At 66.5% G+C, this 19,595-nt stretch carries 2 protein-coding genes (1 of these 2 running past the window's edge); both read right to left on the minus strand.

All coding sequences use genetic code 11. The features are described from left to right. Entirely contained in the window at positions 1 to 1,218 is a 1,218-nt protein-coding gene (locus GO308_RS14315; RefSeq protein WP_240885927.1) for a glycosyltransferase, read from the minus strand. Beyond that, positions 1,215 to 19,595 carry the 3' portion of an SDR family NAD(P)-dependent oxidoreductase gene (locus GO308_RS14320; RefSeq protein WP_240885928.1) on the minus strand. 14,874 nt of this gene lie beyond the right edge of the window, so the window shows 18,381 of its 33,255 coding nt (coding positions 14,875-33,255); its start codon lies off the right edge, out of view; its stop codon occupies positions 1,215 to 1,217. The genes GO308_RS14315 and GO308_RS14320 overlap by 4 nt, the downstream gene beginning before the upstream one ends.

The following is a 19,595-nucleotide window of genomic DNA, read 5'->3' on the forward strand; positions in this document are numbered from 1 at the left end:
TCACTGAATCTGCTCAGTTACCTCGATGCCCGGTTCAAACGTCTGCATTGTCGAACCGTCGCTCCTGCGCAGCGCGTCATCGGAATCCTCCAAGATTTGGAATAATGCTCCTTCCCAGTTTGGGAACAGCTGCGACCGGGTCGCTTCGCCGGTCGCGTCAGACTTGGCCAGTTCCGTCGCCTGATCCATCATGTCGATGATGGTCTGCGCACTGAGCCTGCCGCGATCCAGCACGACCCCGCCACCCAATTGTTCAATGCGCCGGGCGTTCTCGAACTGGTCGAAGAACAACGGACTCAAAATCTGCATGGTTCCGGCGCGCAGGGCCTGCGCGCAGGTGCCAATCCCGCCATGGTGAAACAGCCCGGCGCAGGCGCCGAGCACGCGGTGCAGCGGCAGGTAGTCGAGGTGCATGATCGACGGAGGTAAGGCGGCGGGGATTTGTTCGCGATGGGGCGTGAGGAACAGCGCGCGGCGGCCGGTTGCTTCGCACGCATCCACCGCCATCGCGAAGAACGCGTCCGCCTGGTTCATGAAACTGCCGGGCGTGAACACGAACGGTGGTGAGCCGCCGGAAAGAAACGGCCGCAGTTTCGATAACGATACCGGCAACAACGCATCGTCGAGAAACGGGAAGCCGATCGCCTGGACATCTGCCGGCCACGGCCGCTCGGGCGGGTGGAACCAGCCAGGAAAAAGGGCCAGTCGCGCGCGTTCACGTTGGGGGCCCGCCGACGGGATGCCCTTGCTGCGACGGAACCGATCGAGCGCAGAGCGAAACTCTGCGTCCGCCTCGGCGACCAGGGCATGGGGTGAAAGATACACCGAGTAGAACGGCGCACGGGTCGCCTCGCAGGCCACGCCTGCCCCGCCGGCCGACCAGGCCGCGACGACGACGGCATTGTGCGCGCGGATCAGCCTTTCGACCGCGGCGAAGGTCGGCTCCATCGCGGGCAGGAAGAACTCGTCGCGAACCCGGGCCCAGATCTCGGTCGGACTGCTGGTGGCCACGTGCCGGAACACGTTTCGTGACTGCTGCCCATCCCAAATGCCGCAGAAGCCGAGCCCGAGCATTCGGCACGCGCTTTCATATTCGTCATGTGTTGCGACGATCACCGCGTGCCCACGCTTCCGCAGCGCCTTGCCGACGGCGAGAAACGGCAGCAGATCGCCGATCGACCCGAGCGTGACGAGGACGATGGGGCGGCGCTCGCTCATGCGGCTAGCGCGATTTCGACGAGCATGGCCTCGGCCGCGACCAGATCGAGCTCGCCACGCTCATACTGCGTCAGTATCTCGGTTGCGCGACGTTCGGCATCGGACAGTCCGGGGGCTTCCGTTGCATCACCGCTGCTCGCGCCGGCGTCGATCCGATCGGCGACGGCTTTTGCCAAAGCCGCAATCGTCGGCAACTCGATCAATTCGCTATTGGCGATCGAAACGCCGAATGCCGTTTCCAGCCTGCCCAAAAGGCGCATGCCGATGAGCGAGTCCATGCCATAAGCTCGAAGCTCCTCGTCATGGCGGAGCCTCGCCTTGGGCACTCGCACGTCTTCAAGGAAGAACGCCGAGATGACCTCGAGAGCCTGCCGATATGCCGACGCGGCCGCGCCCTCGTCGCGAGGCAACACGACCGAAGGGTGCTCTGGCGCGCGGCGGCTCGCATTCGGCGCAACGGCGTCGGTCGCCCAATAGCGTTCACGGGCGAACGGATATGTCGGCAGCGACACTCGACGCCCTGTGCCCGCTGGAAACAGTGCCGAGAACTCCAGGTGGTACCCCTGCACGAACAACTCGGCGACGGTCCGCAGCCTTGCCGTGTATTCGGTGCCGATCGCTCCGTCCGCACAATCCTGGATGCACCGATTGCCGAATGCAGTCAGCAGAGACGCCTGTTCAGGTCGTTTCGGTACCGAGGCGGAGCGGTAGATGTCTGCCGCTTCACCGAATTGCGCGTACTGCCTCCCCGCCTCGGCCAAATGAGCGGTGTCGCGTACGATCAATGCAAGCCGGTGCGGCAAATGCTTGCGCCCGGTCAGCAGCGTGAAGCTGACATCGGCACAGTTCAGTGAGGGGTTCTCGCTGCATCGGCGCACGAGCGCGCTGAGCATCTCGGTGAGCTGAGGTTCGCTGTGCGCCGAGAGCACGACGAGATAGGACGGGGCCACATGGTGCGCAGCCGGCCGCTGCGGCGCTTCCTCCACGATCAAATGTGCATTGGTTCCGCTGATCCCGAACGAGCTGATCGCAGCGCGGCGCGGCCCGTCGGCGGGTTGTGCCCATTCGAGGGGCCGGGTGTTCACAAAGAACGGGCTGCTGTCGAGGTCGAGCAGAGGGTTCGGGGCAGAGAAGTTCGGAGCTGGCGGAATCTCGTGATGATCCAGCGCCAGGATGACCTTGGCAATGCTCGCCATTCCTGCGGCGGCGGTCGTATGCCCGACATTCGCCTTTACCGACCCCAGCGCGCAGAAGCCGGTTCGGTCGGTGTATCTGCGGAAGGCGCGCGTCAGCGCCTCGTGCTCGATCGGATCGCCCAGCCTCGTCCCGGTGCCATGCGCCTCGACAAGCTGGAGCTGGTCGGGCGTGATCGCGGCGAGTTCGAACGCTGCGAGGTGCAACGCCTCCTGCGATCCGACGCTTGGAGCGGTGATGCCGTTGGTGGTGCCGTCCTGATTGAGGCACGAGCTTCTGATCAATGCATGAATGTGGTCGCCGTCGGCCACGGCGTCCGAAAACCGCTTCAGGACAATGGCACCGACCCCTTCACCTGGGATGAAGCCATCAGCGCGTGCGTCGAAGGGCCGGCAATGGCCGGAGGTCGACACCATTTTGGTCGTCGCGGTCGCCTGGTAGAATTCGGGTGTGCACCGGACGGCCACGCCGCCGGCGATCGCCATGTCGACCTCGCCGAGCCGAAGCGCCTGACAGGCGAGGTGCACGGCGACGAGCGAGCTTGAACAGGCCGTGTCGATCGTGATCGCCGGGCCTTTGAGGTTCAGGTAATAGGCAATGCGGGCGGACAGGATCGCGGCCGCATTACCCCACATTGCCTGGGCCGGCACCTCGCCCCGGCAAAAGCCGCGGTAGTCCTCGCCATTCTGCCCGGCATAGACGCCGCAGCGCCGACCTTCGATCGCCGGCCCGGCATAGCCGGCATCTTCCAACGCGGTCCAGCTTTCCTCAAGAAACAGGCGCTGCTGGGGATCCATGAAGGTCGCTTCGATCGCCGAGATATTGAAGAAGCTCGGATCGAAACAGTCGATGTCGGTCAAGAAGCTGCCATGCCAGCAATGGTCGGGCGCGCCGGCGGGGACGCCGTAACTCTCGGCCAGGTCCCAGCGCGTGACGGGCTCGATGCGCTCCTCGCCGTTCGACAGGCTGGCCCAGAGTTCACTCAAGCTGTTGGCGCTGCCATATCGGCCGCTCGCGCCGATGATCGCGATCGGCTCGGCTGCGCGCTGATGCGGCTGTTTGGAGACGGACGCAGGCGAGGCGACCGTCGCCTGCGCGTCGAACGGCTTGTGGGGAACGAGGGCGGGCGGCGGCGGAGGGGCTTCGAGCTCCGCTGCCCAAGGATGCGCAGAAGCCGCCGGCGCTTCCGGCACTTGAGCAACGGACGGCAAGACATCGCCCCGCGCTGCGCTGCGGCGGTCCGCGAGTTCGCGCATGATGGCTTCGATGAGGAGGTTGACCGAGCTCTGCTCGAACAGGCTGGTACTGGTAAGTTCCAGGTCCAGCCGATCGTTCAGCGCGTCGACGGTCGCGATCGCGAGGATCGAGTCGAGACCATAGTCGGCAAATGAGACATCCGGGTCGATGTCCCTGCTGTCCAAGTCGAGCGTGCGACCGAGCTCGGCCAGCACCACCAGGCGTACCTCTTCGCGCATTTCGAGGTTCGCAGCCGGCCGTGGCTCGGCGCTCAGGACGGGCTCCGCTACCGGGACCCTAAGCGATGCCATGCTGCGATCCGTCCCCGCCTCTTTCTCCGCCACCACGATCTGTTGGCCGAGGTGCCGTACTTGCTCGGTGGGGAACAGCATCGTTCCGAACCCTGTCTCGCGCATCGCCGTCGCCCAGTTCTGCTGGGAAACCACGGGCGATCCCTCGACACGCAGGTCCGGATCCTCGCTCAACCACCATCCTTTCAGGAGACCGAAAGTGAGGTGCGAGAACAGACTGTTCGCGGACATCTCGTTCAGCAAAAGGAGCCCGCCAGGCTTCAGGCAAGCCTGCACGTTACGAAGCGTGTGCCGGATCGATCGGGTGGCGTGAAGGACATTGGCCGCAATCACTACGTCAAAATGCCCGGTCGGCATGTCCTGGGCTTCAGGGGACTGTTCGGCATCGAATATCGCGGTGCGGAAATAAGGCGCGCCTGGGCCGTAGGCCCGCTCGCCATGCAGCAAGAAGGCTTTGGAAAGATCGGTGTAGCGATATTCAGCGATCGACCGGGCATAAGGCTCAAGCCGCGGGAGCAAGATGGCGGTGGTGCCGCCGGTACCGGCCCCGATCTCGAGAATGCGAATGCCGGCGTTACCATCCTGGCCGGCCCGGTTCCGCACGAGCGCGATGAGCGCGTCGGCCAACACCTCGTTGAAATAATCGGCGACCGCATTGTCCTTGTAGATCGGCTCGACCAAGCGCAGCGAGGAGCCTGGGAACATGATCTCCGTTGCGGCGGATTTGCCGGTCAGGATGTCGGGCAGCCGCGACAGCGTGTGTTCGACGAGAGCGATGAAGGGTTCGAGCTGCGGCACATCGCGCCACACCCGCTTGCGCTCCGCCCACTCGGCCCAGACATCATCTGCTCGCACTGAGGAATGCGGCGGTCGATACCCGGCCTGATCGCGCACGATCAGGCCCTGACGGTCGAGCGCGCGCAGACTCTCCTCGAACCACGGCTGATACAGATCGATCAGCCCATGCGCGCGCGGCCAATTCGCCGGGTCTATGCGGTCCCGATCGAACAGCCCCATCCGGCCCAATTCCGCACCCAGCAGCCGCGCCAGCATGCGCTCGAAGTCGGCACTCGGAAAGCGTGCCATCTCCGCGAGCACCGCGGACGTCCGCGCGGGCGACGCCGTTGCCGGCAGCGCCTCGATCGGGGAGCCTTGGCGATAATCATGCGTCATTTCGGTCTCCTCGATCACGGTGATCCCCCGAAGCTGAGCCCCGTCACGGAGCTTGACATATGCTGCCTGCCGGAGGGGCGACGTCAGAAAGGCTTCCAGGAACGCCATGCCGTCCTGGGGCTCGATCGAGCTCATGCCGGCTTGCTTCAGCCAATTCTGGAAGGCGGGCAGCCGTGCGGCAACGCCGACCCCGCCCCAATAGCCCCAATTCACTATCCTGACGGGGCAGTTCAGCAGGTCCGCAAGACTGTCGGCAAAGGCGTCCTTGAACGCGCAACCGGCGGCATAATTCGCTTGCCGCGCGGTCCGTTGAAAGGATTGGATCGACGAGAAGAACAGCACCTGACCGATTTTGCCGGGGCGGGCCACCTGGGCGAGGCTGCGGCAAATTTGGGCCTTGGTGCCGAACACATCGGCAAATCTCTCCTCCGACAGATGGGCGATGTCGCTGCCCGCCATCACCAGCGCCGCATGCACCACCGCATCGATAAAGGGGTGGGCATGCAGAACAGTATCCAAAGCGCGCCGGAGGCCGGCACAATCCCGGGCGTCCGCTTCGACATAGCGCACGGGCGGTCCGGACCCCGCAAGGCGGGCGATGCCCTGCGCGATCTCGTCATCGAGCGGGCGCCGACCGACCCACACGACATGCGCCCGGTAGCGGCGGACGAGATGTTCGGTCAGCACGCCGCCGAGCGCTCCGGCGCCGCCGATCAGGACATAGACGCCGCCTTCGCGAAACGCAGCGGCACCTGTGCCCGCGAGTTGCCGTTCGACGAACGCGCGTCGCAGCCAGACACCGTCCCTGTTCACGAACAGATCGCCGTCAGGGGTCGCGGGACGCCGCAATATCTCTGCGAGCGTGGCCGACTGCCACGACGGGAGGTCCACCGCTGCGACTCGCCAATCGGAGCATTCCTTCGCCAGGCAGCCGACAACACCGTGAACGGCGGCCTGATCGGGCATGGCACGCTCGCCTGGGCGAACAGCTGCGCCTCCCAGCGTCACGACGACGAGCTCGAGACCGGGGCGAGCGAGGCCGCTCCGCTGCAGCCCCTTGGCGACGCGGAAGATGTGCGTGGCGGCAGCGGTCGCGTCGGCTTCGACGCTGGACGGGTCGAAGACGGGACAGCACACGATACGTCCGGCGCCCGCCGCGTCCTCCAGCAGCTCGGCGATTTCCTCGATCGGCGCTGCAGGCGACAGGATGTGAATCCGCGCGTCGGGCAGATCAGCGCGAGCCCAGGCGGCCGCCTGTTCCGAACCCGCGAGCACCAGCGTGGCCTTGGCCGTCACATGCGCCTCATGCGAGACCTCGATCCAGCAGGGCTCCAGCGTGAGCGCTCGCACCGGTTGGTCTGCTGCGGGGGGCGCAGGGTCCACAGCTTCGGCAATTGCCCGGTCGCCTGGCCGCATCAGCGGCGCGGCACTGGCGGGAGCATCCCGCAAAGCAAGGCGGCGAAATGAGGCGATCGCCGCGCCGTCGGCGGCGAAAAAATCGATGTCGAGCCCGTCAATGTCGGCATTCGCTGCGTCGCTTTGTCGCACCCACGCCCAGCGCGGCGGCTGGTCCCACTGCACGATTTGCAGCTCGGCAAGTGCGAACGGGACGGGAGTGGCTGGCGCGGCACCATCCACGCGGGCCCCGAACGCGGCCCAGGCCCGCAACGCGGCGTCGAAGAACGCCGGGCTCAGCCCGACCTCCGGGGCATCGCCCGGTACCAGCCGCTCCGCACCGAAACGGGCAAGTACAGCGCGCTCGCCAAGGGCCACGCCGTCGACGATGCGCGTCGGTGCGCTCGGCTCGGCAGCGGCGGGTCGCAGGCCGTCGCGCATATCCTGATCGGCAACGACGTGCCCACATTGCCGCAGCGCGTCCTCGATTCGCACGACGTCGGATGCGGGACGCCGGAGCCTTGCCCGCCCGCGCAAGCAGATGTGGTCGTCACCCTCGTCCTGACGGGCATCAAACGTCCACCCGCCCTCACCGCTCCCCTGCACTTTCAAAGTCAGGGAGCGGGCGCCGGCGTCGATCGCAATGGGGCTCAGCCAGACCACATCGCTGAGGTCCACGTCGTGCCCCAGCTCCTCCGCCTGCCGGAACGCGGCGACGACAAGGCCCAAGCTGGCGACGGCGGGGAGAGTCCGCCGACCACGCACGGCATGATCCCCCAGGTGCGGGGCATCAGCGTCGATCGTGAGCGCAATCTGCACTGCGGGCTCGACCCAGCAGCGCTCGCGGCGGAATGGATATCCTGGCAGCGGCACGCGGCCGACCTGCAGCCCCTCGAACAAGGCTTCGAAGTCGATCGGACAGCCCGCGATGTGCAGCCGAGCGAGCTCGACGAGCGCGTGGCGGAGATCCACCGGTTTGATACCGGCGGCGCGGCATGTCTCGATCGCGGCCGCGGCACGATTGACGCCGTCTGCCGCCGCCTGCATGTCCTTCTCGCTAAGGCTCGCGGCGAACCCGTCCGGCATCGGCGATCCGTCAAGCCAGACCTGCAGCGCCGCGCGCAGTTCGGCCGCCGTTTCGACGACGAAAGCGAGCCGATGGCCGAAATGATGCCGGCCGATGGCCAGCGTATAGCTGATATCCGCAATCTCCGACGCGGTGCCGGCGACATGGTCGCGCAAGCGGATTGCCGCCTCGCGCAGTTCACCGGCGCCCTTGGCCGATAGCGCGATCAGCCAGGGCCGCGGCGATGTCGCACGGGGCGGCACCGGCGGCGCCTCGCCGATCAGCATGTGGCAATTGGTTCCGCTGAAGCCAAAGGAACTTACGGCGGCAAGCCTCACGCGGTCGTGCAAGCGAGGCCAGGGTTGCGCATACCGGGGCACGAAGAACGGACTGTTCTCGATGTCGATTCGATCGTTCTGCTGATCGAAATGCACGGACGGCGGAATTTGTTCGTTGCGGAGCGCCAGCAGCACCTTGATCGCGCCCGCGACTCCGGCGGCAGCCAGCGTATGTCCGAGGTTCGACTTGATCGAGCCGAGTGCGCAGAAGCCGGTCTCGCCGGTGCTCTCGCCGAACACCGATGCCAATGCCCCGAATTCGATGGGGTCGCCCAGCGTGGTGCCGGTGCCGTGCGCCTCGACCAGCTGAACGTCGCGCGGAGCAACCCCCGCTTCGCGAAACACCATGCGCTGCAGCCGCTCCTGCGAGAGGCCGCTAGGCGCCGTGATGCCGTTAGTTGCGCCGTCCTGGTTGGTGGCGCTCGCCCGTACGACGCCGTAGATCGTGTCGCGTGCGGCAATCGCGTCGGCGAGCCGCCTCAGCACCAGCACGCCGCACCCTTCGGCTGGAACGAAGCCGTCCGCGCGAGCGTCGAAGCTGTGGCATCGGCCGGTGGGAGACAACATGCCCGCCTTGGCCGCGGCGACCTGGAACGACGGCGTGCAATAGACCTGAGCGCCGCCCGCCAGGGCGATGTCGATTTCGCCCTGCCTCAAGGCCTGGCAGGCAAGGTGGATGGCCGTCAGCGAGCTTGAGCAGGCAGTGTCGATCGTGATCGCCGGCCCCTGCAGATCGAGGTGATAGGCGATCCTGGCTGACAGGATCGATGCTGCATTCCCCCACAGGGCCTGGGCCGGCAGATCGCCGCTGAAGAGTTGGTGATAGTCGGAGCCATTGTGCCCGACATAGACGCCGCACCGGGCGCCACGGATGGCCTTGCTCGCATAGCCGGCGTCCTCCAGCGCGTGCCAGGCCTCCTCAAGGAAGATGCGCTGCTGCGGATCCATATGCCGCGCCTCGGCCTTCCCGATGCCGAAAAAGCGCGGATCGAACATCTCGGCGTCGTCGAGGAAGCCGCAGGTCTGGCCTGGCGGCCAAGCCTCCCCCCGGCGGGGAATGACAGTGGCGGCGACAAGATCGGTGCCCTCGACAAGGTGTTGCCAGAGGGCGCGTACGTCCGTCGATCGCGCAAACCGCGCACCCATCCCGACGACCGCGATCGCGTCATCGAGTGCCGCCCCGGCCCGGGCAACGGCAGTTCGCGCCGCGGTCATCGGCGACGGCCGCGGTGCGGTCGTTCCGGCGGCCGGCTCAGCCGCAGATGGCGCCGTGCATGGCGGTTGATCGTACGTCGCCAGAATATGTGCGGTGAGCGAAGCGATCGAGGGATGGTCATAAATCGTTTTGACGTCGAGATCGAGCCGCAGGGCCAAGTTGACCAGCCGGATGAACTGGACGCCGGTGATCGAGTCGACACCGTAAGTGGCGAGAGGCTCCTGGTTTGACACGGGTTGCGTCGTTAGACCGAGCGCCTCGCGAAGTTTGGCCACGAGGACGGTGCCCACCTCGCTTGCCTGGAAGGCGCTGCGTGCCGCCTGGACATCGGCACCAGGCGCGACGGCAGGCGGGACGGTGACCGGCAGCACGACCGGCGGCGCTCCGGAATGGGCAGACTCCCTGGCGAGCGCCGCTCCGCTCGCGCGATAATAGCCGAACTGGTCGTGTGGCCCGGCCAACAACATATCGATGGCGAGCGCATCGTCGCCGGCGGTCAACAGCCCCAACCCGGCCCGCTCCATGTTGGCCGCGATCATCGACGAGATCGGCTTGCCGTCGATCACGTCCCAGCTTCCCCAATTGATGATCTTGACCGTTCCTCGCCAAAGCCGGCGAAGACGATGTGCGAAGGCGTCCGCGAACAGGCAGCCTGCAGCGTAGTTGCTTTGTCCGGCTAGCTTCCCGAAGCTCTGCATCGACGAAAAGAACAGGACGAAGTCGAGCTCGCCGGAGCCGAAGACCTGCGCCAGCCTGACCGCCGTCACCGACTTCGCTTCGAGCGCCGCCATGAACTGCGTTTCGCTCATGTTCGCGAGCGCAGCGTCACTGAGCACGATGGTCGCGTGCACAAGGCCGTTCACCTCGCCGAATGCGGCACGAATTTGCTGGTAGGCGCGTTCGAGCGCTTGCCTGTTCGTCGCGTCGGCCTGAATGTAGATCGGCGCGGGCCCGAACGCGGCGAGCCGATCGATCGCATCCTGGATGGTGCGATCGATCGGTCTGCGGCCGATCCAGACGACCTGAGCTTGCTGGTCGCGCACCAATCGCTCGCTGAAGGCGGTGCCGATGTGTCCGGCGCCACCCACCACGACGTAAACGCCGCCGGAAGGTAACGGCGGCGCGCCAAAGGTCTCCGGCCGGCCGACCAGGGTCGCTTGACGAAGCCAGCGGCCCTGGCGCACGGCCATGCAGCCGCCTTCCGGATCGATGGGCGCATTCAGGATCTCGGCGAGCGACGGCCGGTCCCCGTCGCCCAGATCGACCACGCGGATCCGCCAGCCGGGTTGCTCTTTCGCCAGCGCGCCGAACAGACCGTGCAGCGCCGCATGCACCGGGTCTGCCAGATCAGCCGGCACAGCCGCGACGGCACCGCGCGTCACGACCGTGATCTCGAATGGCCGCTGACCATAACCCCGCTGCAACAGGGCTTTCACAGTGCGAAAACACGGGCGGATCAGCTCCTGCAGGTCCGCCAACAGCTCGTCATCCAAGCTGTCATCCGTCCGCGCCGGCAGCCACAGCAGCAGGTGATCGAGCGGGCCACACCCGGCTAGCGCGTCTGCAAGCGCATCGACGGTCGCACCGGGTTGCGGTTGCAGCCAGTGTCGGACCAGACCGGCGTCCTCCGGCGCATCTAGGCCGAAGGCGACCGCGGCGGACGCATTCGCGATCATCGGCGATGCCGCGGCCGCCGGCCGGGGCTGCGCGCGCCAGACCGGGAACACGACCCGCACGCCGTCGACCGCCTCGCCGAGCGGGGCCGCCGCAGCCTTGGGCCAATAATATTCCTCGGCGAAGGGATACCCGGGAAGGGAGATGCGACGCGGCTTGGCAAAGGGATAGATCCGATCCCAGTCGACCGGCATCCCCCCTACCCACAGGTCGAGCAGTCCGACGGTATCACCGGCCCCCACCAGGCGGTCGACGAGCGCCTCAGGCGTGGTCCTGCCTGCCTGTGAGCCCGGCGTTGCGCCTATGGCGGAGCCGTCGCCCTGAAGCGCGCCGGCGACATCCCCGTCCCGCGCGAAGGCGGCGAGTTTGGTAGCGAGTTCGGCCACGGACATCACCAGCAGTCCCAGCCGATACCGCATCGCTTCGCGGCCGACCTGCAGCGTATAAGCGATGTCCAAAAGGTCGTCGCCGGCCGACGGCCTCGCATGCAGCCATCCTGCGAGGCGACCGGCAAGCGCCCTCAGACGTTCGCTGCTGCGCGCCGACAAGACGATGGGGATCGGCGTACCGCGAGGTCCCGCGGCACGGGTACGTTCGTCCCGATGTGCTTCGATGATGACGTGCCCATTGGCCCCGCCCGCGCCGAAGGAAGAGACGCCTGCAAGCATTGCGGGACCGGCGTGATCCCCCCTCCTCTCGCCATCGCCCCAGTCGGACAATTCGCGTTGCAGGCGGAACGGCGTACCGTCGAGACGGATGTCGCGGTTCGGCGTTGCGCAATGGAGGGATGGCGCGATCTTGCCGTGCTTCATCTGCAGCACGACCTTGCTGATTCCGGCGATTCCCGCCGCCGCTTCGAGGTGGCCGATATTCGACTTGACCGAGCCGATCGCGCAGATCGCCGGCTCAGCGTCGTCGCCGGCAAATGCCTGGGCGAGGCCTGCGATCTCGACCGGATCGCCGAGCGGCGTTCCGGTTCCATGCGCCTCGACATAACCGATGTCCTGCGCCCGCACGCCCGCCTTGTCGATCGCGGCACGGACCAACGCCCCCTGGGCGCGCGGGTTGGGAACGGTGTAGCCATGCACATGCCCGCCGTGGTTTACGGCGGTTGCCCGAATGACGGCGTGGATGTTGTCACCATCGGCACGCGCGCGCGCCAGCCGCTTGAGCAATATGGCGCCGACGCCCTCGCCCGGAATGAATCCATCGGCGTCCGCGCCGAAGCTCCGGCACGCACCCGTTGGCGACAGCATGCCGGCCGCGCACAAGGTCGCATACGCGCTGGGGTGGAGATAAAGGTTGACCCCGCCGGCAAAGGCGAGCGCGCACTCGTTCCGGATCAGGCTTTCACAGGCATAATGGATGGCCGTCAGCGAGGACGAGCACATAGTGTCCAGTGCAAGGCTCGGACCGTGCAGGTCGAGTACATAGGACACGCGGTTCGCGATCGAACCGAACGACGTGCGCGGGTGAACCTGTTCACCCTGTCGCCACATGGCGGGCCCGTGCAGTTCGTAACCGGTCTTGCAGACGCCCACGAAGACGCCGACCCTGCCGCCGTGCCGCTTGCGAAGGGCGTCACGCGTATAGCCGGCATCTTCCATCGTGTGCCAACACGTTTGAAGGAACAGCCGCTCCTGCGGGTCCATGCTCAGCGCCTCCGTCGGAGAGATGCCGAAGAACAGCGGATCGAAGTGCGCGAACCCGTCGAGAAAGCCGCCGACACGGCAATAGCTCTTGCCGGTCTGACGCGCTGTCTCCGGGGTTGCGCACGTCTCTGCGGCAAGTGACCATCGATCCGGCGGCACCTCGCGCAGAGACTCGCGTCCGGCGGCGAGATTGGCCCAGAAACGGTCGAGATCGGGCGCGTCCGGATATGTGCCGGCCATGCCGATAATCGCGATCTCTTCGCCGGTGTCTTGCGTTGGCGCGGTGATGACGGCCGGCCCCGGCGACACGGTCAGTCCCTGCGCGCGCTTCGGCGCACACAGTTCCGGATAGGACGTCTTCAGGTGATCCCGAATGTCGCGGAGCGTCGGATGTTCGAAGAACAGCGTCTTCGGAAGGTCGGGGAAGCGGGCGACGAGACGGCGGTGGATGCGCGTGATCATCAGCGAGTCCAGGCCGAAGCTGTCGTAGGTGGCGCCGGGATCGATCAGGTGGGAGGGAAGCAGCGTCACATCCCTCACCACCGAGATCAGCCAGTCGAGCAACTCGGCCGGCTCACCCTCACCGCTGGCTAGGTCAACTTCGTACGGCGTCGCTTGACCCCGGTGTGCGCCTACCTCCTCCCCGGCCGGCGACGCAGCCGTCGGCGCGAGCGTTACGATCATGGTCGCGCATTCAGAGGCGGCGGCTCGGTAAAACGCCTCCAGCCCGAGCTGCGTCTGCAGCGGCTCCACGCCAAGCTCTGCGAGTTGGGCGCGCAGCCGGGGGTCGGCCCCCATTCCGCCTTCAGCCCAGAGCGGCCAGCCGATGGACAAGGTTCTGCCGCGTCGCGCTCCGCGAGCGACCAGACCCGCACGGAACTCCACGTAACGGTCGAGGAAGGCGTTGGCGGTCGCGTAGTCGCTCTGTCCCGCGTTGCCGAACGTCGCGGCCACCGAGGAAAATGCGACGAACAGATCGAGCGGCAGCCCTTGCGTGGCATGATCAAGATACTCGATCCCGAGCGTCTTGGGCGCCAGCACCTCCCTGATGACGTCAGGGGGCTTGCGCATAAGGAAATCGTCGCGGGAGATGCCGGCGGCGTGGATCACGCCGGTGAGCTTGCCGTGTTCGCTCGTGATCGAGCGCACGAGCGCATCGACGTCGCGCTTGCTGGTCACGTCGGCGATCCGGTATTCGACCTGGATCGACGGCGAGCGCAGTTGCGCCAACGCCGCCTCCAGCTCGGGTCGAACACTCGATCGGCCGGTCAAAACAATCGTGGCGTGCGCGCAGTGGCGGGCGATTTCGCGCGCGAAGATCAAGCCGAGCCCGCCGGCCCCGCCGGTGATCAGATACACGCCACCTGTTTTCCAAGGCGGCGTGACGGGAAGGTTTGCAGAAGGGTGCTCGCGCAACGTCGCGACGCTCCTCAGCCCGCCGCGATCATACGCGACTTCGTCGTCCGAGGGGTTTCGGCGGCTTTCGAGCAGTCGCTCGGTCCAGAGTTCAGGGCTGGCCTCATCACGATCGACGGTGACGCCCTGCCCGAAGAACTTCGGATCCTCTGCGGCCACGGATCGGAACGCTGCCGACAGAGCCTGTGTCCAGGCTAGACCGTCGCCTACGTCGCCGGCGAGCACTTGCACGAGCAGCTTGCCGCGGTCCTTGTTGCGCAGCGTCACGGCGATCCTGTCGACTAACCGCGCGAATGCCGCCGCGAGCAGCACCGCGCCGCTCGACCCGGCGTCGCCCGGCTCCGCCAGCACGTCGACATCCGCGTGCGGCAGCAGCGCCGCGAGCCGGGGCTGATGCTCGGCAAGCCCGGGATCCAGGAAGACCCAGTGCCGCTGGACCTCGAAATCGGGCGCGTCCGGCCTGGCGGGTTCGAGCCGCCGCTCTCGCACCAATAGCCGGAGCTCGCCGTCACCCGTCACCGGCAGTGCGGCGGCCGATGCGATCGCACGATCCGGAACGTTTTCGGGGCCAGCGTCGACCCAGTAGGATTGGCGCTCGAACGGATAGCCAGGGAGCGGGACGCGACGATACTCGCTGTCGGTGAACAGGCGGACAACATCGACAATGCCGCCTTCGACGAAGTGCGCCGCGAGGACCGAAAGGTCATCGATGGCGTTCTTGCCGGCGCGGGGCGGCGGGACTTTTGCTTGTCCAATCCACAGCCCGGCGGTGACGCCTTCCGAGAGCCATGCCGTCAGCAGGTCGCGCAATTCTCCCACCTCGGCGACGATGACCGCAAGCCGGTGGTCGAAATGTCTCCGACCGACCAACAGCGTGTAGCTGACATCGCCGGGATGGGCGTCACCCTGCTCCTCGCACCACGCGGCCAGCTGAGCGGCCTGTCGGCGCAGCGCTTCCGGTGTGCGAGCCGAAAGCACGATGAGGTGACGGCCCCGGCTCGGTCGGACCCGCCGCGTCTCTGGGGCTTGCTCGATCACGGCGTGGGCATTGGTCCCGCTGAAACCATAAGAGCTGATGGCTGCGCGGCGCGGCTGTCCATGCGGCGCGGACCAGGAGGTCAGGCGCGTGTTGACGAAGAAGGGCGGGCGCTCGAGCTCGATCTCGCCGTTCAGACGCGAAAAGTGCAGCGACGGCGGAATCTGCCCATGCCGCAACGCGAGCAGGATCTTCAGGATGCCCGTCACCCCCGCCGCCATCACCGTATGCCCGAGATTGGTCTTCACCGAGCCGATGGCGCAGCTGCTTTGACGGGCGGAGCTGCCCCCGAACGCATCGGCAAGCGCGCGAAACTCGATGGGGTCGCCGAGCCTCGTGCCGGTGCCATGCGCTTCGACATACTGGATCGACGCCGGCTCGATGGCGAAACGGTTATAAACGGCGCGCTGAAGGCGGGTCTGAGCACGACCGCTGGGCGCTGTGAGCCCTGACGTCCTGCCATCCTGATTGATGCCGATGCCGCGAATGATGCCGTGGATGTGGTCACGCGCCGCGACCGCGTCTGACAGGCGCTTCAGGATCAGCACGCCCACGCCTTCGCCAGGCACGAAGCCATCGGCGCTGTCGTCGAAGGCACGGCATTGGCCGGTCGGCGAAATCATCTCGGCGGCGATGCTGGACGCGTAGAATGAGGGGCCGGGCTGCAGGAACACGCCACCGGCCAGAGCCATCTCCACCTCGCCGAGCCAAAGGCTCTGGCACGCAAGATGCACGGCGACCAGCGAGCTGGAGCAGGCGGTATCCACGGCGACCGCCGGCCCTTGCAAATTCAGGTGATAGGCAATCCGCGCCGGGATCACGGATCCGACGTTGCCCCAAAACGCTTGCGGCGGCGCGTCGTGACCAAAGCGTGCGTCATAATCGACCGACGCCGCGCCGACGAAGACGCCACAGGGTCGTTCTTCAACCCCTGCTCCTGCATAGCCCGCATCTTCCAGCGCGTGCCATGCTTCCTCCAAAAAGACCCGCTGCTGGGGGTCCATGTACAGCGCTTCCAAGTCGGTGATCTGGAAAAAGCTCGCGTCGAACTGGTCGATTCCGTCGAGGAATGCGCCGCGCCAGCACGGCGCGTCGTTCCCGTCCCCGGCCGGCAGCTGCCAGCGCGATACCGGCTCGGTCAGATCGACGCCTGCCGCCAGATGCGCCCAAAGCGCATTGAGATTTTCGGAGCGGGGATAGCGGCCGCTCATGCCGATGATGGCGATCGGTTCGGGAGCCAGCGGTGCGATATCTCCGGACTGCGCTCGCGCGCCGGATGCTTCCGCCGGAAGCCCGGCCGCTTCGGCCGCAACCGGAACTTGGACGACGACCTTGCCGAAATTCCGGCGTTCCTCGATCGTCCGATAAGCGCGCGCCACCTCGTCGAAGCTGAATACCGCGCCAACTACTGGACGGATCACCCCTGCGTCGACGTGCGCTGAAAGCTCGGCGAAGAGCGCCGCCATCCTCTCGGGGGCGGCGCGCACCATCTTGCGCAGATCGAGGCTGTGGAAACTTTGATTGTCACCCAATACCGAAAGGTCGACCGCGCGCGCCTGTTTGAGCGCGGTCATGGCGACTTCGATGTACCGGCCGCCAGGGGCAAGGCAGCCGAGCCCCTTCTGAAGCGCATCGCCGCCGAGTGTATTGACGATGACGTCGACGCCGCGTCCGTGCGTAAGGCGGTCGACCTCGGCCGCGAAGTCAGACCGCACATAATCGATGCAGTGCGGCACACCGGACCGGGCCAGATGGTTCAGCTTTTCGGCGGTACCGGCGGTGGCGAAAATTTCTGCGCCGACATGCTGCGCCAGTTGGACGCCGACCTGGCCGGCGCCGCCCGCCGCAGTCTGGATCAGAATGCGCTCTCCGGGCTGCAGCCGGGCACGGCGAAAGACTTCGATCATCGTGATGGCCGCGATCGGCAAGGAGCAGGCCTCTTCGAAGCTCAAGCGATCCGGCTTGCGCCACAGCTGATGCTCCCCGACCGTCACAACCGTGGCATGACCGCCGAACTCTGGGCCGGTCATCGCGACCACCGCGTCCCCGGGGCGGACCGACGTGACGTCCGCGCCGCAGTCCAGCACCGTTCCGGCCACTTCCATACCCGGGGTGAAGGGATAGGGCGGCATCGTCGGATAGAGGCCTTTGACACACAGCAAATCGCCGAAGTTCAGCGAAAACGCGCGAACCGCGATGCGGACGTCGCGGCCCCCGAGCGCGGGGAGAGGCGACTCTATGACGCGCATGTCGTCGATGGTTCCGGGACGATCGATCACCAGCCGGCGAACCGTGTGCCACGAGCTCTCGGCCGCGCTCGATGACCGGGCATGCGCTGCAGGCGGCGGAGCGATCCGGTCCCCGTCGTCACGCGCGACCCGCGACGCGTCGGGCGTCGGCCGCGTGGTTGCTGACGCCGGGATGCGCTCGAGCAGGTGACGGGCCAGCTCCGCCACGCAGGTGTGATCGAACATGACGGTCGCCGGTATCGCGACTGAGAAATGCCGGCCGATCCGATTGACGATGCGGCCCGCGCTGACCGATTCGACCCCGTAACGTTCGAAATTGAGCTCGTCTCGCAGGTCCTGCGGATCCAGATCCAAGACGGCAACCATGCTCTCGCGGACGACAGCGGTGATTTTCTCGAGCCGATGCTCCTCCTCGGCATGCGGCCCGTCGTTCAGCTGAAGACCATTGCCTTCCGCCATGCTGGAGTCGCGGCGCGGATCAGCTTCATCCTCGCTGACCAGGAACGTCCCGTGCACGTTTGACCGCAAAGCGCGCGCGTTCGATACCGGCCGCACGTCGGCCGCATCGTCTTGCGAACGCGTCGGCGAGAACGTCGTGGCGCCGGCGCGCGTGACGAGAAAGGCGAGCTGCGTCGCCTCGCCAGCGAGCAGCTGGTCGAGAGCCGCCATGCCGCGGGCCGGATCGATCGAGCCGACACCCTCACGCGCCATCCGGGCGCGCACGGATGCGGACGCTGCAGCACCCAGATGCCCCCAATAGCCCCAGTTCATCGTCCTGACCGGGAAAGAAACCCGGCCGGCAATCTCGACCGCGAACGCGTCGAGGAACGTCGAAGCGGCGGCATAGTTGCTTTGACCGGCAGGTCTGCCAAAGCTCTGCATCGACGACATGAACAGCAAAAAGTCGAGCGGCTCATCGGCAAAGACGTCCGCGAGCGCGGCGCCACCGTCGATCTTGGCACGCAACCCCCGCCGAAGTGTCTCCTCGTCCATGTTGGCGACAGCGCGGTCCGATAGCTGCACCGCAGCGTGGACGACGCCGTGGACGCAGGGGTGCAACTGAGCGATCTGCCGACGTGCCTGCATGAGCGACAACCGGTCCCCGATGTCCGCCCGGAGGTAGATTGGTCGCCGCCCGAGGCGCGCCAGCCTGTCGAGCTTTTTGTTCAATGCGGCATCGGGTTCACGACGACCGAGCCAAACGACCTGCGCGTCGGCGGCGCGAAGAAGATGCGCGGTCAGAACCTCGCCGATTCCGCCTGCCCCTCCCGCAATCACGTAAACGCCGCCGCGTCGGTACGGAAAACGCGCTTGAGCGAGCGGAGCTTGGGGAAGCAGGCGCAGCCGGTAGGCGCGCGCGCCCCGAATCGCTATCGTCTCGCCGGTCGCTTCGGTGGGCGTCGTCCAGATCGCCTCGGGCAGTCCCATCTCGTCGGCCGCAAGATCGAAGAGCTGAATCGCCCAAAGATCCTGTTCCTTGGCGAGCGACCCGAAATAGCCGTGCAAGCCCGCATGCGCTGCATCGACGCGCTCGCCGGGCGAGATCCGCTGGGTTCCTCGTGTCACCACAGTCCAGGCCAGCGGCCGCGCGCCATAGCCCGCCTGGAGAAGCGCGCGCATCAAGTGATGGCCTGCGATCAGCCCGCTTTCCTGCGCGGCGACGTGGCCGCGGCCCGGCTCGTCTCGCGAGCCCGGCAGCACCCACACGATCCGAGTAAAGGGGTCGCGATCGCCGGTGATAGCGATAATCTCCGTCGCCGCCCTGGCATCGGCGACCGCGATCAGGTTCGAAAATCGGCGAGACAGGCGGTCCGCAACGTCATCGCCGGAACCTATGACGAGGGTTCTGCCGTCGGCGTCCGCCGAAACGGCGACATCGTCCCGATCGACGACCGTCCAGGCAGGCGAAAGAAGCAGCGCTTGCGAACGCTCCGGGGCGGCGGTGCGTGCCACCTCCCGAACCGCGATGCCTTCCAACCAGGCGCAGATCCGCCCGGCAGCATCGTGAATGCCCACGTCGATCCTCCCGTCCGCACGCGCAGTCGCGATCATGCAGCCGTCGGTGGGCAGCGGCCTTGCGACGACAAGCGCGTCGAGCGCGAACGGGATGTCCAGCACTGAAAGGGCGCCGTTCGCGTCAATCCCATGCCGCTGCAACGCGATGCCGAGACAGGATTGGAAGGCGAGGTCGAGTACGACCGGGTTGAGGCCGAAGCTGCCCAGGGTTCCCATCAAATCGGCATCGACGGAGAACCAGCCGAGCGCGACCTTGCGGCCGCCGGTTTCTCCGCAATGCAGGCTGTCGATGCCACGAAATGAGTCGCCATAATCGATGCCGCTGCGGCGGAATATCTCGTAGCATTCGGCCCCCGTCAGCACCTGGCGAACGCCGGCGAGCACTGTCTCGATCGAAGGCCCCGC

It is taken from the genome of Sphingomonas sp. SFZ2018-12, from assembly GCF_022496715.1.
GTDB lineage: Bacteria > Pseudomonadota > Alphaproteobacteria > Sphingomonadales > Sphingomonadaceae > Sphingomonas.